This window comes from Acinetobacter silvestris, assembly GCF_002135235.1.
Taxonomy (GTDB): Bacteria; Pseudomonadota; Gammaproteobacteria; order Pseudomonadales; family Moraxellaceae; genus Acinetobacter; species Acinetobacter silvestris.
In genome coordinates, this window is the sequence record NZ_NEGB01000003.1 from 80182 (window position 1) to 106619 (window position 26438).

General features: G+C 37.9%; 22 protein-coding genes. 14 read left to right on the plus strand and 8 right to left on the minus strand.

Annotation, left to right across the window (positions count from 1 at the left end; translation table 11 throughout):
- On the minus strand, positions 1-1341 hold the full coding sequence (locus B9T28_RS06530; RefSeq protein ID WP_086203164.1) for a deoxyguanosinetriphosphate triphosphohydrolase: 1341 nt from the start codon (positions 1339-1341) through the stop codon (positions 1-3).
- A 240-nt stretch (positions 1342-1581) separates the two neighbouring features.
- On the opposite strand from B9T28_RS06530, the gene thiE reads away from it, so the two are divergent.
- Together thiE and hemL are read left to right on the plus strand one after the other, a co-directional pair.
- Positions 1582-2202, plus strand: a complete 621-nt coding sequence (thiE, locus tag B9T28_RS06535) for a thiamine phosphate synthase (protein ID WP_086203166.1) — start codon at positions 1582-1584, stop codon at positions 2200-2202.
- 60 nt (positions 2203-2262) lie between these two features.
- Positions 2263-3561 carry a glutamate-1-semialdehyde 2,1-aminomutase gene (gene hemL, locus B9T28_RS06540; RefSeq protein ID WP_086203169.1) on the plus strand — a complete coding sequence of 433 codons (1299 nt, stop codon included), beginning with the start codon at positions 2263-2265 and terminating at the stop codon, positions 3559-3561.
- A gap of 285 nt (positions 3562-3846) precedes the next feature.
- Here hemL and B9T28_RS06545 read toward each other — a convergent pair whose 3' ends face one another.
- The gene (locus B9T28_RS06545; RefSeq protein ID WP_086203171.1) at positions 3847-4548 is read right to left on the minus strand and encodes a YidX family protein; all 702 of its coding nucleotides are present in this window, start codon (positions 4546-4548) and stop codon (positions 3847-3849) included.
- A gap of 232 nt (positions 4549-4780) precedes the next feature.
- Between B9T28_RS06545 and B9T28_RS06550 the strand changes: the two genes are divergently transcribed.
- Together B9T28_RS06550 and rapA are read left to right on the plus strand one after the other, a co-directional pair.
- The gene (locus B9T28_RS06550; RefSeq protein ID WP_086203173.1) at positions 4781-5425 is read left to right on the plus strand and encodes an RluA family pseudouridine synthase; all 645 of its coding nucleotides are present in this window, start codon (positions 4781-4783) and stop codon (positions 5423-5425) included.
- Between the two features lie 144 nt (positions 5426-5569).
- A complete protein-coding gene (gene rapA, locus B9T28_RS06555) occupies positions 5570-8407 on the plus strand; it encodes an RNA polymerase-associated protein RapA (RefSeq protein WP_086203175.1) in 2838 nt (945 codons plus the stop codon).
- A gap of 67 nt (positions 8408-8474) precedes the next feature.
- Here rapA and B9T28_RS06560 read toward each other — a convergent pair whose 3' ends face one another.
- The 3 genes from B9T28_RS06560 to fabR all read right to left on the minus strand — a co-directional run bounded on the left by B9T28_RS06560 (position 8475) and on the right by fabR (position 10855).
- On the minus strand, positions 8475-8738 hold the full coding sequence (locus B9T28_RS06560; RefSeq protein WP_143222600.1) for a hypothetical protein: 264 nt from the start codon (positions 8736-8738) through the stop codon (positions 8475-8477).
- Positions 8739-8804: 66 nt separating this feature from the next.
- Complete coding sequence (locus tag B9T28_RS06565) at positions 8805-9821, minus strand: AI-2E family transporter (protein ID WP_086203430.1); 1017 nt, start codon at positions 9819-9821, stop codon at positions 8805-8807.
- Positions 9822-10156: 335 nt separating this feature from the next.
- The gene (gene fabR, locus B9T28_RS06570) at positions 10157-10855 is read right to left on the minus strand and encodes an HTH-type transcriptional repressor FabR (protein WP_086203180.1); all 699 of its coding nucleotides are present in this window, start codon (positions 10853-10855) and stop codon (positions 10157-10159) included.
- A gap of 140 nt (positions 10856-10995) precedes the next feature.
- Here fabR and B9T28_RS06575 point away from each other — a divergent pair, with 140 nt between their 5' ends.
- Both B9T28_RS06575 and B9T28_RS06580 read left to right on the plus strand, forming a co-directional pair.
- On the plus strand, positions 10996-12060 hold the full coding sequence (locus B9T28_RS06575) for a ferredoxin reductase (protein WP_086203183.1): 1065 nt from the start codon (positions 10996-10998) through the stop codon (positions 12058-12060).
- A gap of 14 nt (positions 12061-12074) precedes the next feature.
- Entirely contained in the window at positions 12075-13169 is a 1095-nt protein-coding gene (locus tag B9T28_RS06580) for a fatty acid desaturase family protein (RefSeq protein WP_086203185.1), read from the plus strand.
- Between the two features lie 159 nt (positions 13170-13328).
- Here the strand turns inward: B9T28_RS06580 and B9T28_RS06585 are convergent, their stop codons facing one another.
- Positions 13329-13925 carry a phosphatase PAP2 family protein gene (locus B9T28_RS06585; protein ID WP_086203431.1) on the minus strand — a complete coding sequence of 199 codons (597 nt, stop codon included), beginning with the start codon at positions 13923-13925 and terminating at the stop codon, positions 13329-13331.
- A 136-nt stretch (positions 13926-14061) separates the two neighbouring features.
- Complete coding sequence (locus B9T28_RS06590) at positions 14062-14766, minus strand: SIMPL domain-containing protein (protein WP_086203187.1); 705 nt, start codon at positions 14764-14766, stop codon at positions 14062-14064.
- Between the two features lie 469 nt (positions 14767-15235).
- On the opposite strand from B9T28_RS06590, the gene B9T28_RS06595 reads away from it, so the two are divergent.
- The 8 genes from B9T28_RS06595 to B9T28_RS06630 all read left to right on the plus strand — a co-directional run bounded on the left by B9T28_RS06595 (position 15236) and on the right by B9T28_RS06630 (position 25150).
- The gene (locus tag B9T28_RS06595; RefSeq protein WP_086203190.1) at positions 15236-16609 is read left to right on the plus strand and encodes a diaminobutyrate--2-oxoglutarate transaminase; all 1374 of its coding nucleotides are present in this window, start codon (positions 15236-15238) and stop codon (positions 16607-16609) included.
- Positions 16609-18141: a pyridoxal phosphate-dependent decarboxylase family protein gene (locus tag B9T28_RS06600; protein ID WP_086203192.1), complete on the plus strand. Its 1533-nt coding sequence runs from the start codon at positions 16609-16611 to the stop codon at positions 18139-18141. Before B9T28_RS06595 ends, B9T28_RS06600 begins: the two co-directional genes overlap by 1 nt.
- Positions 18142-18528: 387 nt before the next feature.
- Positions 18529-19545 carry a substrate-binding domain-containing protein gene (locus tag B9T28_RS06605; protein ID WP_086203194.1) on the plus strand — a complete coding sequence of 339 codons (1017 nt, stop codon included), beginning with the start codon at positions 18529-18531 and terminating at the stop codon, positions 19543-19545.
- A 108-nt stretch (positions 19546-19653) separates the two neighbouring features.
- Positions 19654-21033, plus strand: coding sequence for a phosphate ABC transporter permease subunit PstC (gene pstC, locus B9T28_RS06610; RefSeq protein ID WP_086203197.1), 1380 nt, complete (start codon positions 19654-19656; stop codon positions 21031-21033).
- Positions 21030-22424: a phosphate ABC transporter permease PstA gene (pstA, locus tag B9T28_RS06615; RefSeq protein WP_086203199.1), complete on the plus strand. Its 1395-nt coding sequence runs from the start codon at positions 21030-21032 to the stop codon at positions 22422-22424. The genes pstC and pstA overlap by 4 nt, the downstream gene beginning before the upstream one ends.
- Positions 22425-22439: 15 nt before the next feature.
- Positions 22440-23351, plus strand: a complete 912-nt coding sequence (gene pstB / locus B9T28_RS06620) for a phosphate ABC transporter ATP-binding protein PstB (RefSeq protein WP_086203202.1) — start codon at positions 22440-22442, stop codon at positions 23349-23351.
- Between the two features lie 167 nt (positions 23352-23518).
- On the plus strand, positions 23519-24481 hold the full coding sequence (gene sohB / locus B9T28_RS06625) for a protease SohB (RefSeq protein WP_086203205.1): 963 nt from the start codon (positions 23519-23521) through the stop codon (positions 24479-24481).
- A 150-nt stretch (positions 24482-24631) separates the two neighbouring features.
- Complete coding sequence (locus B9T28_RS06630; RefSeq protein WP_086203207.1) at positions 24632-25150, plus strand: DinB family protein; 519 nt, start codon at positions 24632-24634, stop codon at positions 25148-25150.
- 42 nt (positions 25151-25192) lie between these two features.
- Here the strand turns inward: B9T28_RS06630 and B9T28_RS06635 are convergent, their stop codons facing one another.
- Positions 25193-26236 (minus strand): NAD(P)H-dependent flavin oxidoreductase, encoded by a 1044-nt coding sequence (locus B9T28_RS06635; protein WP_086203210.1) that lies wholly within the window; start codon positions 26234-26236, stop codon positions 25193-25195.
- Positions 26237-26438: the final 202 nt, after the last annotated feature.

Here is a 26438-nt window from a genome sequence, read left to right on the forward strand (position 1 = left end):
CTAAAAGAATCCAACTTTATTCCCTTGTAACTCTTGCGCCAAGTTATAGGCTTGATGGTCGGAAAATTTACTCACAATATCTAAGGTTTGCATAATATTGTCATAGTGACTGTCATTAAAACGCGCACCAAAACGATCTAGTATTGACATTAAACGTTGATCTTTAAAACTGAGTGTTTTGTTTGGGGTGGTCAGTGGAATAAAAGCATCCAAAATATGTTGTAAACTTTGATGAGCAATAATTTCTAAACCAGACTTCTGTGGATGCTCAAAGATTTTTTCACGTGCGAGATTTTTGGCTTTTTCTATGCCAACTTCAATGTCAGCAGTGCAATATTGCAATAAACTACCTTTGAGTTGTCCTGATAAAATTTCAAAATGATGCTTGGCAAAAGCGGTGGTAACTTCTTCTACCAGGCGCTTCATCACACGGCCACGGAGTGCTGCAATTTTTTGCTGCCATGTGGTATTAGGTGTAGTTAGTTCAGTAGGTCGAGCATATTCACCAATCAAATCTAAAAATATCGGTTCTACTTCTTCATAGCTCAGCATATTTAAAATGATGCCATCTTCAAGATCAATGAGGGCATAACACATATCATCGGCAGCTTCGAGTAAGTAGGTGAGTGGATGACGACAATAGTGATACTCACCGAGTTTAATCAACCCTAATTGCTCGGCAATTTCTTTTAAAATTTCTTTCTCCGCTTGATAACAACCAAATTTAGCACGGTTGCTTGCTGGTGTATCACCTTGAGACTCAATGGTTTTAGACAGCCAAGGGTATTTTAAATAGGCACCTAAAGTCGCATATGTTAAACGCATACCGCCGTCATTTGGGTGGTAATCAATTTTAGTGAGTAAACGTAAGCCTTGTGCATTACCTTCAAACTGACGGACATCAGCTTGTTGCTCGGGACTTAAATCTTGTAAGAATCCCGTATGTGAGACATTGTCAAACCATTCTCGAATAGCATATTCACCGGCATGTCCAAAAGGGGGATTACCAATATCATGTGCTAAACAGGCGGCTTGAATAATCGCACCCACATCCGCAGGAGAAATCCATACAGGAAGTTCATTTTTGATTTTTTCAGCTGCAAGCATACCCAATGAACGTCCAATACAAGACACTTCTAAAGAGTGGGTTAAACGAGTATGAATACCATCATGCTGGGTGAGTGGATGGACTTGGGTTTTTCGGTTTAATTGTCGAAAACTTTGCGAAAATATAATGCGGTCATAATCTTTATGAAAAGGACTACGTGCCTGTTCTGAGTTTTGTTTTTTACTGCCCATACGAACTGTTGCAAGTAGTTCTAACCAACGCATTTGAGTCATTTATCATTATTCACTTATCACTTGAAGACATCATGCCAAAAAAGTCACAGCAGCACTAGAGTCAGACGACATAAGTTGTCTTATCAATTTTATTGAACATAAGCCCATTTTAAAATTTAAATGCTGCATCCAATTTCCTTCGTGCTTATATCCAGTATATTGCTTGGTTTTTATGGTTAGATCAGAATTACAAATAGAACTATATTATAATTTAACAAATATTTTGATTTTGGAAGTTTAATGCGCGGCTTATATTTAATTACGAATGATGATCCTTTAGAACTTTTACTCGCTAAATTAGAAGGTGCAATGGCAACACGTGAAGTGGCTATTTTGCAGTACCGTCGTAAAAAAGTTGCCAAAGAAGATCAGTACTATGAAGTTGAATATATGAAAGCGATGTGTGCCGAATATCGTATTCCTTTTGTGATCAATGATGACTTGGAGCTTGCAGAAAAATATGGTTTAGGAGTGCATTTAGGACAAAGTGATGGCTCGATTGCAGACGCTGTAGCACGTTTACCTCAAGGTGTGGTGATTGGTAGTACGTGTGCTAACTCTATTGAATTGGCAGAAAAAGCGATTACTGAAGGTGCCACTTATGTGGCATTTGGTGCAATTTATGCCACTGAAACTAAACCTGAAGCAGGCAATATTGGTTTAGAGACTCTAAAAAAAGCCAAAGCTCAATTGAATGTGCCTATTTGCGCTATTGGTGGATTAACTGTTGAAAACTCAAAAGAAGTGATTGAAGCAGGTGCTGATCTTTGTGCGGTGATCAGTGATATATTGGGGCTGCCAATGAATGCAATTCCAGATCGACTGAATGCTTGGACTGAATTATTTGAGAAAACCGCTTAATTGTAGTTTTTGTTTTTAATGTTGTATTGATTAATTATTTTATTTGAGTAGAGAGAATTCATGAGCTTATCTCCAAAGCAAGAGCAATTATTTAAACAAGCCAGTAAACATATTCCAGGTGGCGTGAATTCTCCAGTACGTGCGTTTAATGGTGTCGGTGGTACACCAGTCTTTATTGAAAAAGCTAAAGGCGCTTATTTATTTGATGTTGATGGTAAGCGTTATGTGGATTATGTCGGTTCATGGGGACCGATGATTCTTGGACATGCGCATCCTGCGATTATTCAAGCGGTACAAGATGCCGCAGTTGATGGCCTAAGTTTTGGTGCACCAACGGTTCATGAGACGACACTTGCTGATATTATTTGCGAAATCATGCCTTCGATTGAAATGGTACGGATGACCAATTCCGGTACAGAAGCGACTATGACTGCGATTCGTCTTGCACGTGGTTATACCGGGCGTGACAAAATTGTAAAATTTGAAGGCTGCTACCATGGTCATTCTGACTCGCTTTTAGTCAAAGCCGGTTCAGGCATGTTGACCAATGGCGAAGGCGAGGCGACGTCTGCGGGTGTACCAGCCGATTTTGCCAAACATACTTTAACGCTTCCATATAATGATATTGCCACTTTAAAAGAATGTTTTGCGAAGTTTGGTTCAGAAATTGCTGGGGTAATTGTAGAACCTGTTGCGGGTAACATGAACTTGGTTAAACCAATTGACGGTTTCCTTCAAGCCATTCGTGATGTCTGTGATGAGCATGGTTCAGTGTTTATTATTGATGAAGTGATGACGGGTTTCCGTGTCGGCTTAGGTGGTGCTCAAGCACATTATGGTGTAACACCTGACTTGACCACTTTAGGTAAAATTATTGGTGCTGGCTTACCTGTAGGTGCTTTTGGTGGTAAACGTGAAGTCATGCAATGTATTGCACCTCTAGGAAAAGTTTACCAAGCGGGTACTTTGTCGGGTAATCCTTTGGCAATGCGAGCGGGCATTGAAATGTTTAAGCATTTACGTGTCGAAGGTTTTTATGATCAGTTAACAGCGCAATTGTCTAAACTTCTAGCAGGCTTACAAACTGCTGCGGATGAAGCCGGAATTGCATTTAAAACCCAACAGGTGGGTGGAATGTTTGGTTTGTATTTTACAGATCAAGCAGACATTACCAGCTTTGATTCAATGTTGAAATGTGATGTTGATGCTTTTCGTAAGTTTTTCCATGGCATGTTAAAGCGTGGGGTAAATCTTGCACCATCAGCATTTGAAGCAGGCTTTATTTCAAGTGCACATAGTGATGAAGATATTGAGTTTACCGTGCAAATGGCCAAAGAAACATTTGCAGAAATGAAATAAAGTTGAGCTCAAAGTTTATTTAAATAGTTATGTAGTTAAAAGGCGCATTATTGAAAAATGATGCGCCTTTTAGTTTTTATCAGGAGGATTGAGTATGCGTATCATCACAAATTAATATAAATATAAACTCAGTTAAATCACCATATATAAAATTTATAGAATCGAAAAAAGATTGTGCTAAAACTGATGATTAAGATTCTAATCAACTATAGCTATACGATACATTTATTATCAATTTAACAAGACTCAAGTCTGAATCTTGTTGTGTATTTCACTGTTTGGCTTTTAATCAAAAATTTTATGCACGGCTTGAAATGGTAAGGTGACTACATCAAAAGCTACAGCAAAAGGGAAAAGCATTAATTTATCAGCAGTTTTAGAAGAGGCTTTTGAGTAATCTTTGACTTGTTTATGCGTATAAATACTGACTCGGTAAGGTTTGCTTAATGCTTTAAATGAAGTGCTATTACTGGCGACTGGATAGACTACACCAGCGAGTTTTAGATTAAAGCAAAAGCGTTGTGCTTTTAATCTGTGATCACTTGAATTGGTACATTCCTCCGCACCATTTTCAATAAAAAACTCACGATCGGCTTTGGTTACATCCTCAGAAAGTTTGACATAGGCAAGCGGCAATGAACCAGTAAAATTGCCATCATTATTGGCAGAATAAAAAGTTAAGTCTTTTGTAATTTGAATGTTTTTAGCATCTAATGATGAAATGAGTTTTGCAAAACGTGCGCCACCTTGCGTCAGGACATAACTATTTTTCTCGCCAACAATAACAATACTGTCATTGGGTAAGTTTGAAACCGCTTGAGCCGGTTTAGCAAAGGCAAGTACATTATCTTCAATTAACGTGGTTTGTACATTTTGAGTGCGGACACCATTATCTTTTTTTAACAGTGTCGCCGTGGCACAACCCGTCAAAACGGTTGAGCTTATTATGAGTGTACTGATGATTGAATTCTTAAATATTTTAGTCATTTAGATACTCATTAATTAATTTTGACTGCTTTATAGCATTTTAAAATTTTAAGGTTATGTTGGGATGTGGGTGAAAAGCCTAAAATACTGAGGTTAATATTTTATGCATACACACTCAGCGTTATAACTGAAATATCGATATAAATGCGATAAAACTGATAATTTCCATTGTAATTTTATGCCAAGATTCATATCATTGCTCGCTTGTTTGCACGATCAGCGGATTTGAACCTTGAGTAATTTTCTAACCGAACACCTGATACATCGTGATGAAGATTTTATGGTAATCCATAAACCCGCAGGTGTACTCACAGTTCCAGGTAAAACCGAAGATTTACAAGATTGTGTTATTAATAGATTATTAAAAATAGAACCTAAAACCTTACTCATTCATCGTTTAGATCGTGATACTTCAGGTATTTTGGTCTTTGCTTTAACGAAATGGGGACAAAAAAGTATTTCACGTCAGTTTCAAGAACGACAAACTTCAAAAACTTATCAAGCTTTAGTCGCAGGACACTTAGAAGGTGAGGGTACCATTGATGTACCTGTCATTTATGATCCTGCTCGACCACCCCTACATATCGCAGATCCAGAGCATAATAAACCTGCGTTAACGCATTGGAAAGCAACCGAACATTTTGAAATTCAAGGACAACCAGTAACACGGGTCGAACTGACGCCGATTACAGGACGTTCACATCAGTTACGTGTGCATATGCAATATTTAGGTCATCCCATTGTTGGTGATACCTTATATGCAACACTGGAACAACAACAGTTGATGGATCGTTTGTGTCTACATGCAGAACAGCTGAGTTTTTCTCATCCTCAAACAGAGGAGCTAGTACAATTTATTTGTCCTGTTCCGTTTTAGTTCAAAATTATTTTTAACAAAGATTGTAGAAGTCCATTTTTTAGTGGGCTTTATGTCAAAAAGTATTGCGTAAAGGTGTGAAACTTTGTTCAAATATTCTCCTGATTTGAACATTCGTTTTTCAGTCCTCATTTGAGATAAAAGGTGGAAAAATTGCAACAATTTGCTATAGGTCAGCGTTGGTTATCAGATACAGAAACTGAACTTGGACTAGGTGTCTTGATTGATGTCGATGAACGATCAATCAGTATCTTGTTCCCTAAAAGTGATGAAACGCGTGTTTATGCACGTAACAACGCACCTCTATCTCGAATTGTCTTTAATGTAAATGATGAAGTGCAAGATCAAGAAGGCCAGACGTGGGCGGTTGAATCGTTTGATGATCGTCATGGTGTGATTCGTTATAACGTCATTCGTACCTTAGAAGATGGTACACAAGAACGTAAAGCTTTGAATGAAACCCGTATAGGTGCTTCCATTCAGTTGTCTAAACCTTTAGATCGTTTGCTGGCGAGCCAAATTGATTATAAAGAATGGTATGACTTGCGTATTGAAGCAATGCAAATGCAAGCCAATATGCAAAATAGTCCTTTACGTGGCATGATTGGTGCGCGTGTTGGTCTCATTCCACACCAGTTATATATTGCGCATGAAGTGGGTAAGCGATTTGCACCACGTGTCCTGCTTGCCGATGAAGTGGGTTTAGGTAAAACGATTGAAGCTGGTTTAATTATTCATCAACAATTGAAAACTGGTCGTTCTGAGCGAATTTTAATTTTAGTTCCAGATTCACTGCAATATCAGTGGATGATTGAAATGCGTCGTCGTTTCAATTTGCAATTCTCATTGTTTGATTTAACCCGTACTGCATCGATTAAAGAACATGATCCTGAGTTGAATCCATTCTTGACTGAGCAATGTATTATTGCATCTGTGGATTTGATGATTGACCATGATGATTTACGTGAACAAGCAATTGAAGCTGGCTTTGATTTACTTGTTGTAGATGAAGCACATCACTTGATGTGGTCTGAAGAAGACGGCGGTAACGATCGTTATGACCTAGTTGAAGAACTTGCTGAAAAAACTGCGGGTGTGTTACTGCTGACAGCAACACCTGAACAATTGGGTGTAGAAAGTCACTTTGCACGGTTACGTTTACTTGATCCACAACGTTTTAGTTCACTTGAACGCTTCTTGAATGAAGAAGAACAATATCATCACACTGCAAAAATTGCAGAAGCATTGATGTCTGATTTTCCACTTGAAACAGAACATTTAGATGCTGTTGAAAAGTTATTGGGTCATAAAATTGATGATGAACCAGAACAACGTTTCCGCGCCATTCACGAATTATTAGATCGTCATGGTACAGGTCGTATTTTATTCCGTAATACCCGTGAAGCGATTCAAGGCTTCCCAGGTCGTGACTGTCAACCAGCACCTTTACCAGCATCAGCAAATTGGTCGAAAGACGGTAAGTTGCGTGAGCAAATGTGGCCTGAAGAGGCGCAGTTAGATGGTGCTTGGATGGAAACAGATCCGCGTGTATCGTGGATTATGGAAATGTTGCGTACTCAGTTAAAACATAAAAAAGTGTTATTAATTGCGCGTAGTGGACCAGTGGTTGAAGCCTTAGAAAATGCATTGCGTATTCATGCAGGTATTCGTACAGCCATGTTCCATGAAGGGATGAGCTTACTTGAGCGTGACCAAGCGGCAGCGTATTTTGCTGAAGACTCGTATGGTGCACAAATTTTACTGTGCTCTGAAATTGGTTCGGAAGGACGTAATTTTCAGTTTGCATCTGATTTAATTTTATTTGATTTACCTGCGAATCCTGACGTACTTGAACAACGTATTGGTCGTTTAGATCGTATTGGTCAAGAGAACAGAATTCAAATTCATGTGCCTTATTTAGTGGGAACGGCACAAGAGCGTATGTTCCGTTGGTACAATGAAGCTTTAAATATTTTTAGTAATATTTCTCCAACGGCACAAACCCTTCAAGAAAATTTTATTCTTGATCTTAAAGAATGTTTATTAACCGATTTTGGTCAAAAATTTGAAGATTTACTTGACGCTGTAAACGTACAACGTCAAGCGCTTGAAAATGAATTACAAGCTGGACGTGACCGTTTGCTTGAGTACAATTCATGTCGTCCAATCGTGGCGCAGGAAATTGTACAAGCGCTTGAAGAGTATGATGACAATACCACTTTGCCAATGTTTATGAAGCGCTTTATGGCGTCGACCAATATTGATTTTGATGAGCAAAGTAACGGCACAGTGATTATTAAACCGACTGACCAAATGCAAGTTCAAGGTTTAACTTTGGATGAAGATGGTATGACGGTCACTTTCTACCGTGATCAAGCGCAAATTCGTGAAGATGCGCAATACATCACTTTAGAGCATCCATTTACTGAAAGTGTCATGGAAATGATTCGGACTCAGTCTTTTGGTAGTACCAATGTTGCTATTCTTAAAACCAGTGCACTAAAACAAGGTTCTGTGTTATTGGAAGTTTGGTTTAAAGTAGATGTGATTGCACCAAAAGCATTGAACTTGCCATCAAGTTTACCTACCCAATTGATTCGTGTGTTGTTGAATGAAAATGGCCAAGATTTATCTGCCAAGATTGATCCTGAAATTATCAAACCTTATATTCATCACTTAGATAGCAATAGTTGCCGTCAGGTTGTTAAAGCACGCCGTGATGTGGTTGAACAACGTTATACACAAGCATTGGATATTGCCAAAGCAGCGTTACCTGAATTGAAACAACAAGCCAAAGAAATTTATGGCAGTAAATGGCAATATGAAATTGATCGTTTAACTTACTTGAAACAATTTAACCCAAGTATTCGTACTGATGAAATTGAACGCTTACAGAAATTCCAGAAAGAAGGTTTAGATCTTTTGAATGGCTTATCTGTCACACCTGAAGCGATTCAAATTTTGGTGGTGGTTAAACCGTAATCGTTTGATTGTTTTGTGAGTTATAACAAAAAAAGTACCTTAGGGTACTTTTTTGAATGCGCAATAATTAGTGGTTAGCGGAGATATGTAAAGTCCAAAGCGATTGGGTCGTGGTCGCTCGGCGACGTTTATTTTGTTCACTATAAGCATTTAAACTCATTTGTTCTCGTTCAACTTCTTCGAGATAATTGGAGAGTTGTTCTTGAGTAGCTTTAGTGTCATCTAATATTTCAGTAATTGGTGCGCAATATGCGTCATATTCATCATTTAGTACTTCGGCAACTTCAATCGGATCCCAATCTCGATTGAGTATTTTTTGGACAGTATTCATAAGGTGTCGATGATCTATGTGTTTCTCCATTTCATCACTCTTTGTTTTATTGATGTAGGTCACATTTTATATCATATTTGCGACTTTTAACTCTAACTTTATGTAAGCATAAAATATTGGAGCAACAATAAGGCCTGTTAAGCCGAAGATTGATTCAAAAATAAGCATCGCCAAAAGTACTTCCCATGAGGCAGCATGAATTTTTGTCCCAATAATTTTGGCATTCACAAAATATTCTAATTTATGAATCAAAATAAGATAGGTCAAAGCAATACCTGCTGTTGTCACTGAAATGGTCAGTCCAGTCAGGACAATGATGGTATTGGAGATGAGATTTCCGACGATGGGAATGAGTCCAAAAACAAACGTTAAAATGGTGAGTGTTTTGGCAAAAGGTAAATGCACACCAAAAATGGGTAGCGCAATATGCGCAAAGATCATAAATAGGAGGGTGTTAATCAGTGAAATTTTAACTTGCGCAAATACCACATTTTTAAAAGAAATAGATAGATTTTGAATGCGATGAATAAGTGCTAATTTGAAAGCAGGTTGCTTAATATTCGTTTCAGTATGATGTAGAGATACTAGAACACCAATAATAGCGGCAATAATCATGGTGGCAAAATTATGTACAATGTCTGTACCTGTATTTTTAAGGATAGACAAATTATCTTTAATTAAAATTAAGGTCTGATCTTTAAGCTCAGTCAGACTATAAGGAATGAATCCTGGGAGAAAATGGACAATTTCATTTTGTAATTTTTGTAATGTAGCATCGATATCACCATTCAGTTCGTCTAAGCCAGCGCCTTGTAAATCATGCTGTACAAAACTAATTAAGCCAGTAATACCCAGTCCGATACAGGTGACAATAATGACGCCAATAATAACGCTAATGGTTAAGCGTGCTCGTTGACCATCAATATATTTTTCGGTCACCGAGCCTAGACTATTTATAATTTCAAAAACAATAAAACCTGCAAAGAAGCTCACCATTAAATGCAAGGGAATGAGTGCAATTAAAAAAATGAACATGAGCAGATAACTGGCAATGAGACTTTGTTTGTCATTTAATAATTGCATATCAACAATACCCAAACGATGCGTTTTAAAGCATATAAAAAAGTGTTTAGCCACATCAAAGTCAGCGTTAAGTTAGATTATCCATCTAAGCTTTGACTTATTTTTACACCTATAATCTTAATTCTATGTGAAAAGTAGCAGAGTAATTTTAGTGTGGTATATCTCATTCTAACTAATGAATAGTTTATTGCATCATAGGATAATTTGAGTGACAGATGATATTGTACTTTGAACTCAATATCATCCAATGGCAGTAGTGATTAAATAATAGCGCTTGATTAATTATTGATATATCAAAATTTAAAGCAAATTGGTTAAGTATTAATTATATGATCTCATTTTTCGGGATGAGCTTCACTCAAATGACGTGCGCCTTCTAATAACATGCGAATCATGATCATGGTTTGTTCTGCAACTTCTTTGCGTTCATCTATTGGGAGATCAATGACTTTAGCACCCATATTAAAGACCAATTGGGTAATGGCTTTTGCAACTAAATCAGGATGAGCCAGTTTGCTCTGATTTATATGTTCTAAACGAATTAAGTCATCTTTTAATTCTTGTTGGAAATAGTTTAGTTGCTTTTCCACTGCGGTTTTATAAGAGTTTGAACCCGTATAACCTTCACGTAGTAATAAACTTAAATTGCCTTCATCCGCATCCAGTTGTTCAATAAATACTTCAACCGAAGTGCGAATAATGCTGTTTTGTTTCGAAGCTTTAACACGAGCTTCATGTAAAATTTGACGTAATACAATCCCCGAACGATCAATCAGTTCAATGGCGAGTTCATCTATATCTTTAAAATGACGATAAAAACTATTCGGTGCAATACCTGCTTCACGCGCAACTTCTCTTAAACTCAAAGCAGCAATACTTTTTTGCGGACCAATCAAATTCAGCGCTGCTTGGAAAAGTTCATCTTTAGTAATGGTTGCTTTTCTACCTACCGTACGAACAACCACTTTTTCGAGTGCATGATGATGTTCTTGATTTTCTAAATCGGTGTAAGGTGTAGCAGAAGGCTGATTCATAGATATCAAGTAAAAAGTAATTAAGATCTATTATAGCCTTTGCAATTACACAATTGAAATGTCTAGATACAATACAAGCGTATATACAAATATATATACACATGTATAATAATTAAAATCAACTGTATCTTGAGTGGCATATGCTGACGATTGAAAAACGTAAATCACTGTTAAGTAGTTTGGCTGAGAATATCTTAGACCAAAATGCTGCGAATTTTTGGTTGCAAAAAATCAATCCACTTTGGTCTGTGCATCAGGCTCTAGGTAAAGTTGTACAAAAAGAATATACCGCGACAGATACCGTCTGCTTAACCTTACAAACGAATCGTTATTTTAATCAGGGGCAAGCAGGACAACATCATCCAGTGATTGTTGAGTATAAAGGTCGTCGTTATGAACGGACTTATAGTTTAACGACATTAGATGCCAATCATGTGTTGCTTACTGTAAAAAAAGTTGAACAAGGCATTGTGAGTCAATACCTGACTGAACAAGCCAAAGTGGGTGATGTGATTGAGTTTGGTCAACCTTATGGCGATATGTTAATCACGCCTGATCAACCTATTTTACTTTTAGCGGCAGGCAGCGGCATCACGCCAATGTTTAGTTTGATCAAAGCATTAACCAACACCAAGAAAAAATCGGCACAACCGATTCAACTGATGTATTGGGTAAAAAAACATGCTGATGTTGCATTTAAACAATACTTTAAACAGCTTGCAGAGCAAAACTCCAACTTCAAATTCCATGTTTTTTATACACAAGAAGAACGTGGAGATACTCGGTTGAATGAACAACATGTCGATTTAATTCAAGATTTAGCCAGCCATACTGTTTATGCATGTGGCCCATCTGGTTTTGTTAGTAAAGCAGAAGTGTTATTTACAGATGCTCAGATCTTTAAAAGTGAAGCATTTAGTTTAACGCCGATGATTTCGGATGATGTTGGTTTTATTCAAGTGACCTTAACGAAATCGAATAAAAGTATCAGTATTCCCAAAGGTCAATCTATTCTCGCAGGTTTAGAGCAACAAAATATTAAACCTGAATATGGCTGTCGTATGGGGATTTGCAATAAATGCGTATGTAACAAGGCCCAAGGGGCAACTAAAAATTTAGTGAATGGCAGTGAAAATACTGAGCCAGGTAATCCGCTCAAAATTTGTGTAAATACTGCCCAAACTAATTTAGTGATTGATCTTTAAGCGAGTACGTCGAAATGAATATGCCAGTTAAATTCCAATATTTTAAAAATAGTAAAAATCGTGAGTTAACACAGACTGAGCTTGATGCATTAGCACGTGAACTCGATGCGATCAAGCAAGAAGTTTTAGATGATATTGGTGAAAAAGATGCCAAATATATTAAACGTGTCTATTCTGCGGTTCGTTATAGCAGTATTTTAGGCCGTGCTTGCTTATTTGCGGGTTGGTTTCCACCGGCATGGTTGTTAGGTACGGGGTTACTTGGTTTTTCAAAGATTATGGAAAATATGGAACTGGGTCATAATGTCATGCATGGTCAGTATGACTGGATGAATGATTCCCGTTTCAATGGTCAAACCTATGAGTGGGATATCGTGGGTACCGCTGACAACTGGCGTGAAACACATAACTATAAACATCATACCTATACCAATATTAAAGGTATGGATGATGATATTGGTTATGGCTTGTTGCGTTTATTCCCTGAACAACGTTGGAAACCAGGATTTTTGTTGCAACCATTGTATAGCATCCCATTTTGCTTGTTATTTCAATGGGGCGTTGCGATTCAAAATTTAGAAATTGGTAAAGTAATTTATAAACGTAAGACCTTTGCTCAATTTGTTCAAGAATGGAAACCCACTCAAAAGAAAATTGCGAAACAATTTTTTAAAGATTATGTCTTCTTTCCATTGATTGCAGGCCCTGCGGCATTACCCGTATTGGCTGGGAATTTAGTCGCCAATGGTATTCGCAATGTCTGGACCTTTAGTATTATTTTTTGTGGCCATTTCACCAAAGATGTTGAAGTTTTTCCGAAAACGGTTTTAGAGGATGAAAGTCGTGGGCATTGGTATATGCGTCAAATTCGTGGTTCTTCCAACTTAACCGGTTCAGAGGCTTTTCATATTTTGACAGGGCATCTTAGTCATCAAATTGAACATCATTTGTTCCCCGATATTCCAGCACGACGTTACCGTAAAATGGCGCCAAAAGTTCAGGCAGTGTGTGAAAAATATGGTTTGAATTATAACAATGCCAGTTTGTTTAAACAGTATGGGCAAGTGTTAAGTCGGATTGTGAAATATGCTTTTCCATTTAAAAAGTAAGTCACTATATTTTGGATAGTCACTATCCATGTGTTTTGTTGATTAAGCAAAACGTCTGAAAAAAAATAAAAACCGCATATTCAGTATGCGGTTTTTAAGTGAATGGCTGAATCAAATAATTTACTTAGCTAGCTTTGTCTGTAGCTGTTTTAAGCCTGATTATTTGATATAGCCTTTTTTAATCCAGATCTTAAATAGTGTCTGATGAAGCGATAAGATCCACTGCATCATAATATTTTGGTATGTATTCCATAGTTTTAAGCCGAATACATTGATGGCGAAAGCAAGGAAAAATGCACCCAGCATATCGATCGGGAAATGCACACCAAGATACACTCTTGACCATGCTACGCTCCATGCAAGCAACATTAATATGACACCAAGTTTTCGCTGTGAAGAAAAATAATAGGCGAAGGCAATGCTGCTAAAAATCAGCATGTGAGTGCTTGGAAAGGAGGCATTTGGCACATGCTCTATCAATGTCCGTCCGACCTGCATCACAAAAGGACGTGGTTGGTAGAAAAAGTATGAAATAACTTCGCCAATCACGATAGCTGTACTGGTAAAGATAAAAGCTTTAATAATTTGTTGTTTAACGACATAACTACCACGCAACCAAAAGTATGCAAAAATCAGAAGCATTAAATACAATGTATCGTTGGCGATAAAAATGGCCAAATTAATTAACCATTCACTGGCATTTATAGGTGCATTAATATCATTAAAAAGGGATAAATTGAGTTCAGACAGCGACATCATAATCCAATCAAAGCATGTTCAAAAATAGCCGATTAATCTAGCAGAATATTTCACGGTAAAATAATAAAAGACGACAATAATTGTAGTCTTTTATTACAGCTATTTATGCCTTTAATTAACATAACCTCAATGCTTATTTAAATTGAATAGTCCCATTGGCATTTACCGTAATTTTGGATTCACCCGATGAAACGGCTTGTGCATCGGACATTTCTGCACTCGCAAATTTTGCCATACTTGAACGTTGCATCATCGGTTGTGGATAATTACTACTGGTATTTAAGTTTAAACTAACCAAGTTATAACCTGACTTATTCCATGCTTGGCTAATGACTTGTGCACGTTGTTGAAAGTTTTTAGATGCTTCAAGTATCAGCTCATTTTCAACCAGTTTGCGTTGTTCATCTGAAACACTGAAGTTGATCGATTGGGTTTGAAAGGATTGCTGTAATTCGCTAATTAATAAGCTAGCGGCTTTAAAATCTTTACTTTCAATTTGAATTTCAGCACGACCACGCCATTCCTTTAATTTTTTGTTGTCATTGTCATAAAGCGGATAGGTACTTTGTGAGCCTGTTTTGATTTTAACTTGCGGATATTTTTTGCCTATAGTCATGGCTTGATTCATGAGTTGCGTAATTTGCGTTGAAAGTTGTGCGGGTTGTTTATTATTTTGTTCAATATATAAAATCGCATACATTTCGTCATTAGATACTTGACGCGTTGCTTCGGCTTGAATATTGGCAATATTATAGTTCAAAGCTTCAACTGAGCTTGCAAATGACATTGTACTTACTGCAGTACCTAAAAGAAAAGCAGAAGGGGTTAAAAAGCGCATGTATTTATCCTTTGAATGAAAATAATTAGAAAGTGAATAGATGAATTAAGCTAACCATAACCTATGCAGGAGTGATGCAAAATTTGTGGTAAGTTTGTAGTGAATAAATATTTTTTTGCAAATTAATCTGATAAATAAATGCATTAAAAACAAATCTTTGGCTAAATTTTAATTCTATTAATCATAAATATAGCAAGTAATGAGGCGGTTTTAAAATAAACAGGCTTTTCTTTATGTTGTCACAGAGTATGATAATAATTCAAAAGAATAGTGTGATGAATGTTTTTTTCGATAAACAGATTGTCGATAAGTACATAAAAGATATTTATTTTATTTGAAAAAACTGTATTATCGCGCTCCTAGTTTATTCAAGATCTTTGTCTAACTAGATTCTATAAAGCACCGAGTCAAAGGACCGCAAGTCACCCGACTTATTTCTTTCAACCCATATCAGAGATGGTAATTCGATATGAGCGTTTCTTCTGTAAATCCTGCCCCTAATTCTACTAACGAATACTATTTGGCTCGCCAAAGTCAGATGGAGTCTAATGTTCGTAGCTACCCACGTAAATTACCGTTGGCGATAGCAAAAGCTTTAGGATGCTGGGTTACTGATGTTGAAGGTACAGAGTACCTCGATTGTTTAGCTGGGGCAGGAACATTGGCTTTAGGCCATAATCATCCTGCGGTGATTCAAAGTATTCAAGACACTTTAGCGAGTGGACTTCCATTACATACTTTAGATTTAACCACGCCTTTAAAAGATGCATTTACTGAAGCATTACTTGAGCAATTACCTGGCGGTAAGGCTGAATATTGTCTACAGTTCTGTGGTCCATCTGGTGCAGATGGCACGGAAGCAGCTATTAAATTGGCAAAAACCTACACTGGCCGTAGTACGGTTATTAGTTTCTCTGGTGGCTATCATGGTATGACCCATGGTGCATTAGCGATGACTGGTAATCTATCTGCTAAAAATGCAGTGAATGGTTTAATGCCAGGCGTACAGTTTATGCCATATCCACATGAATACCGTTGCCCATTAGGCATTGGTGGTGAAGCTGGCGTAGATGCTTTGACCTATTTCTTTGAAAATTTTATTGAAGATGTAGAAAGTGGTGTAACTAAACCAGCAGCTGTAATTCTTGAAGCAATTCAAGGTGAAGGCGGCGTGGTTACAGCGCCAACCAAATGGTTGAAAAAAATCCGTGAAGTCACTGAAAAACACAATATCGTGTTGATTCTGGATGAAGTTCAAGCTGGTTTTGCCCGTTCAGGCAAAATGTTTGCATTTGAACACGCAGGAATTGAGCCTGATGTGATTGTCATGTCGAAAGCGGTAGGTGGTAGCTTGCCACTAGCAGTATTAGGTATTAAACGTAAGTTTGATGCTTGGCAGCCTGCAGGTCACACCGGTACTTTCCGTGGTAACCAGCTTGCAATGGGTACTGGTCTAGCAACGATCAAAACTATCCAAGAGCAAAATCTTGCGCAAAATGCACAAGAACGTGGTGATTTCTTACAAGCTGAATTTAAAAAATTAGCAGTAGAATTCCCATGTATCGGTAACGTACGTGGCCGTGGCTTGATGTTGGGTGTTGAGATTGTAGATGAACGTCAAACAGCAGATCACATGGGTTCATTACCAGGTGATTCTCAATTGGCAGCAGCGATTCAAACGGCATGTTTCGATAACAAATTATTGTTAGAGAAAGGTGGTCGTAATGGTACTGTAATTCGTTTACTTTGCCCATTGATCATTACACATGATGAGTGTGTTGAAGCAGTTTCTCGCTTTAAGAAAGCAATTGCTGAAGCACTTGTTGCAGTTCGAGGCGCATAATGGTTGATTTTGCAGAACATCGTAAAGCGTTACTCTGCAATGATGCTCAATCCATTGCTGACTATGAGTCAGCAATGGGTGAGGCTACAAAAGCTGTAGCAGCATGGTTGCAAAATGACAAGATGTACACGGGCGGCAGCATTAAAGAGCTACGCAGTGTAATTGCATTTAATCCTTCAAAAGAAGGTTTAGGTGTACAGAAGTCACTTGAGCGTATGGTCGAGCTTTTCCTCAATAAAAGCTTAAAAGTACATCATCCGCATTCTTTAGCGCATTTGCATTGCCCAACGATGGTCACCAGTCAAATTGCTGAAGTGTTGATTAATGCAACTAACCAATCGATGGACTCATGGGATCAAAGCCCTGCAGGTTCTTTGATGGAAGTTCAACTCATTGATTGGCTTCGTCAAAAAATTGGCTATGGTGCAGGTCAAGCAGGTGTGTTCACTTCAGGTGGTACACAATCTAACTTGATGGGTGTATTGCTTGCACGTGATGCCTGTATTGCTAAAAACTGGAAAGACGAAAACGGTAAACCGTGGTCTGTTCAGCGTGATGGTATCCCTGCGGATGCAATGCGTAACGTTAAAGTCATTTGTTCTGAAAATGCACATTTTTCTGTGCAAAAGAACATGGCAATGATGGGCATGGGCTTCCAATCTGTAGTGACTGTTCCTGTGAATGAAAATGCACAGATGGACGTTGTTGCGTTGGAAAAAACTATGGCACACCTTCGCGCGACAGGTAAAATTGTGGCATGTGTGGTCGCAACTGCGGGTACAACCGATGCTGGTGCGATTGATCCATTAAAAGCAATACGTGATGTTACTAACAAGTATGGCACGTGGATGCATATTGATGCGGCGTGGGGTGGTGCACTCATTCTATCGAATGATTACCGTGATATGTTAGATGGTATTGAATTGTCAGATTCTGTGACACTTGATTTCCATAAGCATTATTTCCAAACCATTTCATGTGGTGCATTTTTGTTGAAAGACGAAGCGAACTACCGTTTCATGCATTATGAAGCTGAGTACTTAAACTCGGCTTATGATGAAGAGCATGGCGTACCAAACCTTGTGTCGAAGTCACTACAAACAACGCGTCGTTTCGATGCATTGAAATTGTGGATGACTGTTGAATCATTAGGTGAAGAGCTTTACGGTTCAATGATCGATCATGGTGTGAAACTTACCCGTGAAGTTGCAGATTATATTACTGCGACCAACGGTTTAGAAATGTTAGTTGATCCACAATTTGCTTCGGTACTGTTCCGTGTAATTCCTGAAGGTTATCCAACAGAATTGCTTGATACACTGAATCAAAACGTCGCAGATGAATTGTTTGCGTGTGGTGAAGCGAATATTGGGGTGACTAAAGTTGGTCAAAATCAATCTTTGAAAATGACCACTTTAAGCCCAGTAGCGACTTTAGATAACGTGAAGAACTTGCTTAACCTTGTGTTAGCAGAAGCAGATCGTATTAAAGATGCTATTGCTGATGGTAGCTATGTAACAGCGCTGGATTAATTAGATCTAAGTGTTAAAAAAGAGGTCTGTCACAGACCTCTTTTTTATATGTTCAGTATTTTGAAAAATGTACATCTCATTTCGTAGCAGTTAGTGTTATTTCTATTCTGAAAAATAATAAAATAAGATGATATTGATGACATTAACATAAAGTCTTACATTTATAACAATAAATTTAGACCAAAAATATATTTTATAAATATTCTCAAGTATTTGAATTATATTTAAATAATTTTAATTTTTAGTTGTTGTATTAAATATCATAAAAGCGTCATAAAGCTGTAACCTCTTTGTCATATTTTAAAATCAAAATGCTCATATCGAAAAAGTACAAAACTTCATAACAAAGTGGCGTACTCCAAATTGATTCAATTAAGAGAGAAACGAATGCGCTTAAATCACATTGCACTTGCATTAGCAGTTTCAGGAGCAGTTGTTGCTACAACAGCAAATGCAGCTCGTGACACAATTCAAATTGCTGGTTCATCGACGGTATTACCTTATGCAAGTATTGTTGCAGAAGAATTTGGTAATACTTTTCCACAATTTAAAGCACCAGTTGTGGGTTCTGGCGGTTCATCTGCAGGTTTAAAGCAGTTTTGTTCAGGTGTAGGTGATAACACCATTGATATTGCAAATGCATCACGTAAAATTAAAGATACAGAAATCGCTGCGTGTAAAAAAGCGGGCGTAAATAAAATTCAAGAAATTAAAATTGGTTACGATGGTATCGTATTTGCTTCAAATTCAAGCAAAGCAGCTTATAAGCTTCGCCCACAACATGTATTTGCAGCATTGGCAGCAGAATTACCATCAAATGGTAAATTAGTACCCAACCCATATACACGTTGGAACCAAATTGATAAATCACTTCCAAATGAACCGATTACTTTAGTTGTTCCAGCCTCTAACCATGGTACACGTGAAGTGTTCCAAGAAAAAATGGTTGAAGCAGGCTGTGAAACTTATGATTACTTTAAAAAGTTAGACAAAGATGCACAAAAGAAAGCATGCTCTAATTTCCGTAAAGACGGTAAAGTAATTGAAATTGCAGGTGACTATACTGAAACATTGGCACGCTTAAAAACTTCCCCGAGTGCTGTAGGTGTATTTGGTTTAGGTTTTTATGATCAAAACCGTGACAAATTACGAGTTGCAACAGTTAACAATGTAACACCGTCTGAAAAAACGATTTTGAATGGCACTTATCCTGTTTCTCGTCCATTGTATTTCTATGTGAAAGGCGAGCACATTCAATCAATTAAAGGGTTGAAAGAATACACTGAATACTTTTTAAATAAAAAAGTATCTGGTAAAGGTTCTAAACTAGATAAAGCAGGTTTAATTTCACTGTCTGATGCTGAACGTGCCAAAGTACTTGCAGCATTCAAGGCTGGTAAATAAGCGTAAGAATAGATGAAATGAGGGGTTGATGGTAAGAAATGACCATCAGCCTTTTGGTTAAGCAGCGTTTTTTCAAAGACTTAAAATTGGAAAAACAGTGGAGAATACATGAATCTGCTACTCATTGGCGTGTTATTAGCACTCGTGGCTATCGCATATCAAATCGGATTACGTAAAAGCCGAAGCCTAGCAGGTAAGGGGAATAACTCAGCGACATTGCATTCGCGACCAGGCTATTATGGTGCTTTGGTGGCATTGTGGTGTGGTATCCCTGCTTTCTTGATTTTAATGATTTGGAATTTAGTTGAACCAAATGTTTTACAATATTTAATTTTACAAAATGTGCCTGCAAATATTACAGCCAATTTAGATGTCGCTGGTATAGATGTATTGGTAGATCGAATTAAAGCCATTGCTTCAGGTTTTGGGGTGAGTGATACCCCAGCAGCTTATGAAGTTGCAGCTGCAGAGCATTTGGCCAAGTTTGAAAAAGTAGGTGAATTAGCAAAATTTGCCGTGGTCATTTGTGCTGCGATGTTGGGCTTAGTTTGGGCGAAAAAAAGAGTCAGTCAAAACTATCGTGCACGTAACCAAGTCGAACGTACCATTAATGTTATTTTAATTTTATGTTCTGGGGTAGCGATTCTAACGACGATTGGTATCGTCATGTCGATGTTTAAAGAAGCGGTGCATTTTTTCCACTTTGTTTCCCCAGTCGATTTTTTCTTTGGTACTGAATGGAATCCCGGATTTAGTACTTCAGGTAATGCTGAAGGCAGCTATGGTTTATTGCCATTGCTTTGGGGAACATTAATGGTCAGCGGCATCGCATTGTTGGTGGCAGTACCATTGGGTTTAATGATTGCCATTTATTTGGCTGAATATGCTTCGCCAAAATTTAGATCTTGGGCGAAGCCAGCCATTGAAGTACTCGCAGGTATTCCGACCATTGTTTATGGTGTATTTGCACTGATGGTCATTGGGCCTGTATTTAAGTTAATGGGCGAAGCAGTTGGTTTGGAAATTAATGCGACCAGTGCTTTAACTGCTGGTTTTGCTATGGGAATTATGATTATTCCTTTCGTGTCATCACTCTCAGATGACATTATTACTCAAGTACCACGTTCATTACGGGATGGTTCTTTAGGTCTGGGTGCGACAAAATCTGAAACGATTCGTCAAGTGGTGTTGCCAGCAGCCTTACCGGGAATTACCGGTGCATTTTTATTGGCTGTGTCTCGTGCAGTAGGTGAAACCATGATTGTGGTACTTGCTGCAGGGAATAGCCCTTTATTACATGTCAATCCATTTGAAGCAGTCTCAACAGTCACCGTGACCATTGTAAAACAATTAACTGGTGACACAGATTTTGCAAGTCCACAGGCACTGGTTGCATTTGCACTCGGTTTGACTTTGTTTGTAATTACCCTGTGTCTTAATATTGTTGCACTTTATATTGTGCGTAAATATCGTGAGCAATACGAATGAGTAGATCAAATACATCTCCAGTGGATCAAACTGTATTTGATCCTCAGGCCGCGGCGGAGTTACGTGACAAACGTAAAGCCAAAATTGCCAGTTCATTATCAAAACGTCATCGGAAAGAAAAAATATTTCGTTGGACAGGCTTTTCTTCAGTGATTATTGGACTGGCTTTTGTTGCCTTATTATTTGGTAGCATCATGTATAAGGGGCTTCCTGCATTTTGGCAAGCCAGTATCACGGTTCCAGTTTATTTTGATCCGACTCTGATTGATGCAGGTCCTCGACCAACGCAAAAAGTGGGAGAATCTCCAGCACACTTTCAAGAACGATATATCGAGTGGCAAACTAAAATGGGAATGGTGGATTGGGATGCCATAATCGCCAATGCTTTAATTGCCAAAGATCCAGCACTGGTTACTCATCGTGATGACTTAAGTAGTTTATATACCAGCTCAGAAGCGTATCGAATCCGTGATATGGTCTTTAAAGATTCAGCTTTAATTGGAAAAACGGTAGAATTAAACTTTTTAACCGATGCTAACATTGATGTCTGGTTAGCGGGGAATATTGATCGCTCTCTACCAGATGAGCAACAACAGCTCAGTCCGGAGATACGTCAGCTTTCTGATCAGCTTGCTGCGAAAGGTATTATCCAACGGACATTTAATACCCAACTTTTTACCAACCCAGATTCGCGTAGTTCGCCTGCAACAGCTGGTTTGGCGGGTGCATTCATGGGTTCATTGTTCATGATGATCATTGTCATCTTCATCTCTATTCCATTAGGGGTAGCGAGTGCCATTTATCTTGAAGAATTCGCACCTAAGAACTTTATTACGGATATTATTGAAGTCAATATTAATAATCTTGCAGCCGTACCCTCAATTGTATTTGGTTTGTTGGGAGCAGCCATCTTTATTGGTTGGATGCATTTACCCATTTCTGCACCATTGGTCGGTGGTTTAGTGCTTAGCTTAATGACGTTACCCACCGTAATCATTACTACTCGTGCATCATTAAAAGCAGTACCACCCTCTATTCGTCAAGCCGCTTTGGGTATAGGTGCATCACGAATCCAAACTGTTTTTCATCATGTCTTACCTTTAGCATTACCTGGAATTATGACGGGTTCTATTATTGGTGTTGCACATGCGTTAGGTGAAACCGCACCTTTATTATTAATTGGAATGAGTGCATTTGTCGCCAATATTCCAGTATCACCGTTAGATCAATCCACTGCATTACCTGTCCAAGTTTACTTATGGCAAGGCAATGAATTACGTAATTTCTTTGAAGGACGTACAGCCGCTGCAATTATTGTATTACTTGCTCTTATGGTGAGCTTAAATAGCTTTGCAATTTGGGTACGTAAGAAACTTGAAGTTCGTTGGTAAAATAGGACAGAATAGATGAATACGACAGAACTTAAAAATTCCTTAGAACAGGATAAGACCGTGAATTCAGAACACTCGCAATTTACTTCAACAAGTACAGAGCAAAAGCGTCAGACGACTTCTTTTGTTTCTCAGTTTGAATCATCGCCATCGAAAAAAGAAAAAAACAGCACCGTAAAAATTAGTGCTGAAGATGTCCATGTTTATTATGGTGAAGCTGAAGCCATCAAAGGTATTGATCTTCAAGTTTATGAAAATGAAGTGATTGCATTTATTGGACCATCGGGTTGTGGTAAATCGACTTTTTTACGTACCTTGAATCGTATGAATGATACGATTGATAGCTGCCGTGTGACTGGTAAAGTTTGTCTAGATAACCAAGATATTTATGATCCAAATCTAGATGTGGTTTTGTTGCGAGCACAAGTGGGTATGGTATTTCAAAAACCAAATCCATTTCCAAAGTCAATTTTTGACAACGTGGCTTATGGTCCAAAGCTACATGGTTTAGCGCGTGATAAGTATGATTTAGAAGAAATTGTTGAAAATAGTTTGCATAAAGCGGGTCTTTGGAATGAAGTGAAAGATCGTTTAAATCAGCCGGGTACAGGTTTGTCTGGTGGCCAACAGCAGCGTTTATGTATCGCACGTACCATTGCAGTCAGTCCTGAAGTGATTCTGATGGATGAACCATGTTCCGCACTTGATCCAATTGCAACAGCAAAAATTGAAGAATTGATTTCTGAACTTTCTCATCAATATACCATTGCCATCGTAACGCACTCTATGCAGCAAGCCGCTCGTGTTTCTGACCGTACTGCATATTTTCACTTAGGTGATTTAATTGAAGTGAATGCGACCGAAAAAGTCTTTACCCAGCCAGATCATCAATTAACAGAAGCTTATATTACAGGTCGTTTTGGTTAATCCTATGATTGCATGAGAAAGAGCCGAAAGGCTCTTTTTTTTATGCGTTATGCAAAAGGAGGCTTGAGGCGATTTAGCTTGAAGAAAATACAGTTGTGCTATTGAATTTTTCCTTAATAGACCACATCTTAAAGACATAAATATGAATATATGAGTTTGATGCCTTTATGTTATTTCACTTACCCAAAGTTCCTGCTGAGATTCGTGTTAGCCATTTAAATGCACGAATTAATGAGCAGAGAAAGAAAATTGCACAAACTACAGCCTCTACATTTGAACTCTTACAGTTATCACAACAATTATCCAAAGAGGCGCGTAACCGAAAGAAAAATAATCAAAAAATTTATGTTTTAGATTTTAAAGGTGATGTTCAGGCATCCGCAGTAGAAAATATCCGTGAGGAAATTACGCTTATTTTAGCAACAGCCAAAGCAGGGCGTGATCGTGTTGTTGTACGTTTGGAGAGTCCAGGTGGTATGGTGCATGGCTATGGTTTAGCTGCTGCACAATTGGTACGCCTGCGTGATGCTGGATTCCATTTAACCATTTGTGTCGACAAAGTTGCTGCAAGTGGTGGTTATATGATGGCGTGCATTGCCAGTGAAATTATTTCTGCCCCATTTGCTATAGTCGGTTCAATTGGTGTGGTCGCTCAAGTTCCAAACTTTAACCGCTTGTTGAAAGAACATCATGTTGATTTTGAACTGTATACCGCAGGTGAGTTTAAACGTACTGTAACCATGTTTGGTGAAAATACCGTTGAAGGTAAAGCAAAGTTTGAAGAAGAGTTACAACAAACTCATAATTTATTTAAGCATTTTGTTGAGAAGTATCGTCCGCAATTAAATATCGAAAAAGTGGCAACAGGTGAGCATTGGTATGGTCAAGATGCAATTGATTTAAACTTAGTAGATAAATTACAAACTTCAGATGAATATATTTTGGCTTTGTTGGCTCAGCATGACGTGTATGTAATTCAAACACGCCGTAAACCGACATTGGGTGAAAAGTTAGGTTTACAAGCTGCACAAATGGCAGATGCTTTTATTCCCGCTGTAATGAATAAATTGGTGAATGAAGTGGTCAAACTGAATAGCTCTTTACCGATGTTTAGAGATAACCGTTTTTAATTCGATTTCTTTCTAGCAACCAAAAAGCCGATACTCAAAGTATTGGCTTTTTAAATTTAATATATTGAATAGTGAATGTCTTGGTAAAGTCATCGGCTTTAATGGTATATATTTAATCAATTCAATATTCTTAATAAAAATGATCGAATGATGTGTAAACAACAATTATTACTGATGGCTCAATACAATATTTGGGCAACTGAACGATTAGTACAGCATCTTAAAACCGTTACAGATGAAGATTTATATCGTGATGTGGGCTTATTTTTTAAAAGTATTTTTGGAACGCTAAATCACCTTCTTTTAGGGGAACACTATTTATGGTATCGGCGTTTTACCGAAGGAGTTTCACCCGCAATTGCATTGTCTACACCTATAGAATCGGACTGTTTACAATGCTTAGAACAGTTGAATACAAAATCACGGCATTGGATTGATTTTATTCATACTTTGACAGATGAGCGACTTGCTGGATCTTTAAGTTATAAGCGTGTTAATGGGGAAGCACTTTGTCTACCATTTACCGCAACTTTACTGCATGTGTTTAATCATGGAACCCATCATCGTGGGCAAATAACTGCTGCACTCACAGCTTTAGGCTATGAATGCCCAGAATTGGATTTGGTATATATGTTAGTAGAGCAGAGTCGAGATCATATTAAAAAATAAACAGTATGACCTGATTGATAAATTAGAAATAGGTTATTTGGATTAACATTGGTTCATTTCTAAAACTAACTGATTAATTAAATCAGGAGCCTCTAACTTTCGAATTTGTGCAACATTACTGCCTGCCCAAAATGCACCATAACCATTATCCCCATTTTTTAAGGCTAATAAATTCAGTTGTTTTGCTAAGTCATATGCATAAGGATAAGCTGCAACGTGTGGTCGGTTGGGTAAATCAACTTGAGTATGCCAGTGGTTAATTAAACCACGTGCAGGGCGTCCTGAAATACTGGCTGTAATTTGAGTTAATGGATGATTAAAAAGTGCCTGACGATAAGCTACATTGGCACTAGAAGTTTTACACTGTACGAATGCAGTACCAAGTTGTACGGCTTCAGCACCAAAATTCAGCATGGTCTTCGCTTGTTGACCGTTCATGATGCCACCCGCAGCAACAATCGGTAATGAGCAATGTTGTTTGATTAATTGCACTAAATCAGCTGTTTTAATTGCAGCATCAAAGGTTTGATTGAAAATACCACGATGTCCACCAGCTTCAATACCTTGAGCAATAATAATATCGATGCCTGCAGCTTCAATTGCGAGTGCTTCAGCTAAATTAGTGGCGGAAACCATGGTTATGATGTCAGCATCTTTTAATTGTTGAATTTGATAGGCATGAGGAATACCGAAGTGAAAACTGACGGCCTTCGGTTGGGTCTCTAACACTAAATTGAGAAACTCATCATCATCTAAAAAGCTTGGATAAATACATTTTAATTCACGTGGAGGAACAGCCCCAAATTTTTCAAAATGAGGAGTAATATTTTGAATCCATGCCGTGTTTTCACTTATGTTTAATTCGGTCGGTGCATGACAAAAAAAGTTGAGTTGGAAAGCACCATCCGTGAGTTGTTTTGTTCTCAAAATTTGTGTTCGGGCAGATTCAATTGAGCTTGCGCCAATACCTAAGGAACCGAGTCCACCTTGGTTTGTAACTTCAGCCGCCAGTTCTGGTGTAGAAACTCCCGCCATTGGTGCTAAAAAAATAGGATGTTTGATATTTAATCGATCTAATAAAATCATAAGGAGGTTCCTTCTTCTTGTTATAAAGTAGCCATGCTACTGCAAACATGCAAATAATATTCATTATTTATTCTCAAAATATAAAAGTAAAATTTTTAAGTAATGGTGAATTAAGAGGCTCAAACACCTGATGGTTTTATAAAACTGCATGTCTAGATAAAATATTTTAATTCAAATACTTAAGTTTTATTTTCGCCTTCTA

Bases quoted from the DNA above. Each gene is read 5' to 3' on its own strand.
- B9T28_RS06530 (WP_086203164.1), bottom strand. From the start codon at position 1,341: ATGACTCAAATGCGTTGGTTAGAACTACTTGCAACAGTTCGTATGGGC.
- thiE (WP_086203166.1), top strand. From the start codon at position 1,582: ATGCGCGGCTTATATTTAATTACGAATGATGATCCTTTAGAACTTTTA.
- hemL (WP_086203169.1), top strand. From the start codon at position 2,263: ATGAGCTTATCTCCAAAGCAAGAGCAATTATTTAAACAAGCCAGTAAA.
- B9T28_RS06545 (WP_086203171.1), bottom strand. From the start codon at position 4,548: ATGACTAAAATATTTAAGAATTCAATCATCAGTACACTCATAATAAGC.
- B9T28_RS06560 (WP_143222600.1), bottom strand. From the start codon at position 8,738: ATGAATACTGTCCAAAAAATACTCAATCGAGATTGGGATCCGATTGAA.
- B9T28_RS06565 (WP_086203430.1), bottom strand. From the start codon at position 9,821: ATGCAATTATTAAATGACAAACAAAGTCTCATTGCCAGTTATCTGCTC.
- fabR (WP_086203180.1), bottom strand. From the start codon at position 10,855: ATGAATCAGCCTTCTGCTACACCTTACACCGATTTAGAAAATCAAGAA.
- B9T28_RS06575 (WP_086203183.1), top strand. From the start codon at position 10,996: ATGCTGACGATTGAAAAACGTAAATCACTGTTAAGTAGTTTGGCTGAG.
- B9T28_RS06580 (WP_086203185.1), top strand. From the start codon at position 12,075: ATGAATATGCCAGTTAAATTCCAATATTTTAAAAATAGTAAAAATCGT.
- B9T28_RS06585 (WP_086203431.1), bottom strand. From the start codon at position 13,925: ATGTCGCTGTCTGAACTCAATTTATCCCTTTTTAATGATATTAATGCA.
- B9T28_RS06590 (WP_086203187.1), bottom strand. From the start codon at position 14,766: ATGCGCTTTTTAACCCCTTCTGCTTTTCTTTTAGGTACTGCAGTAAGT.
- B9T28_RS06595 (WP_086203190.1), top strand. From the start codon at position 15,236: ATGAGCGTTTCTTCTGTAAATCCTGCCCCTAATTCTACTAACGAATAC.
- B9T28_RS06600 (WP_086203192.1), top strand. From the start codon at position 16,609: ATGGTTGATTTTGCAGAACATCGTAAAGCGTTACTCTGCAATGATGCT.
- B9T28_RS06605 (WP_086203194.1), top strand. From the start codon at position 18,529: ATGCGCTTAAATCACATTGCACTTGCATTAGCAGTTTCAGGAGCAGTT.
- pstC (WP_086203197.1), top strand. From the start codon at position 19,654: ATGAATCTGCTACTCATTGGCGTGTTATTAGCACTCGTGGCTATCGCA.
- pstA (WP_086203199.1), top strand. From the start codon at position 21,030: ATGAGTAGATCAAATACATCTCCAGTGGATCAAACTGTATTTGATCCT.
- pstB (WP_086203202.1), top strand. From the start codon at position 22,440: ATGAATACGACAGAACTTAAAAATTCCTTAGAACAGGATAAGACCGTG.
- sohB (WP_086203205.1), top strand. From the start codon at position 23,519: ATGTTATTTCACTTACCCAAAGTTCCTGCTGAGATTCGTGTTAGCCAT.
- B9T28_RS06630 (WP_086203207.1), top strand. From the start codon at position 24,632: ATGTGTAAACAACAATTATTACTGATGGCTCAATACAATATTTGGGCA.
- B9T28_RS06635 (WP_086203210.1), bottom strand. From the start codon at position 26,236: ATGATTTTATTAGATCGATTAAATATCAAACATCCTATTTTTTTAGCA.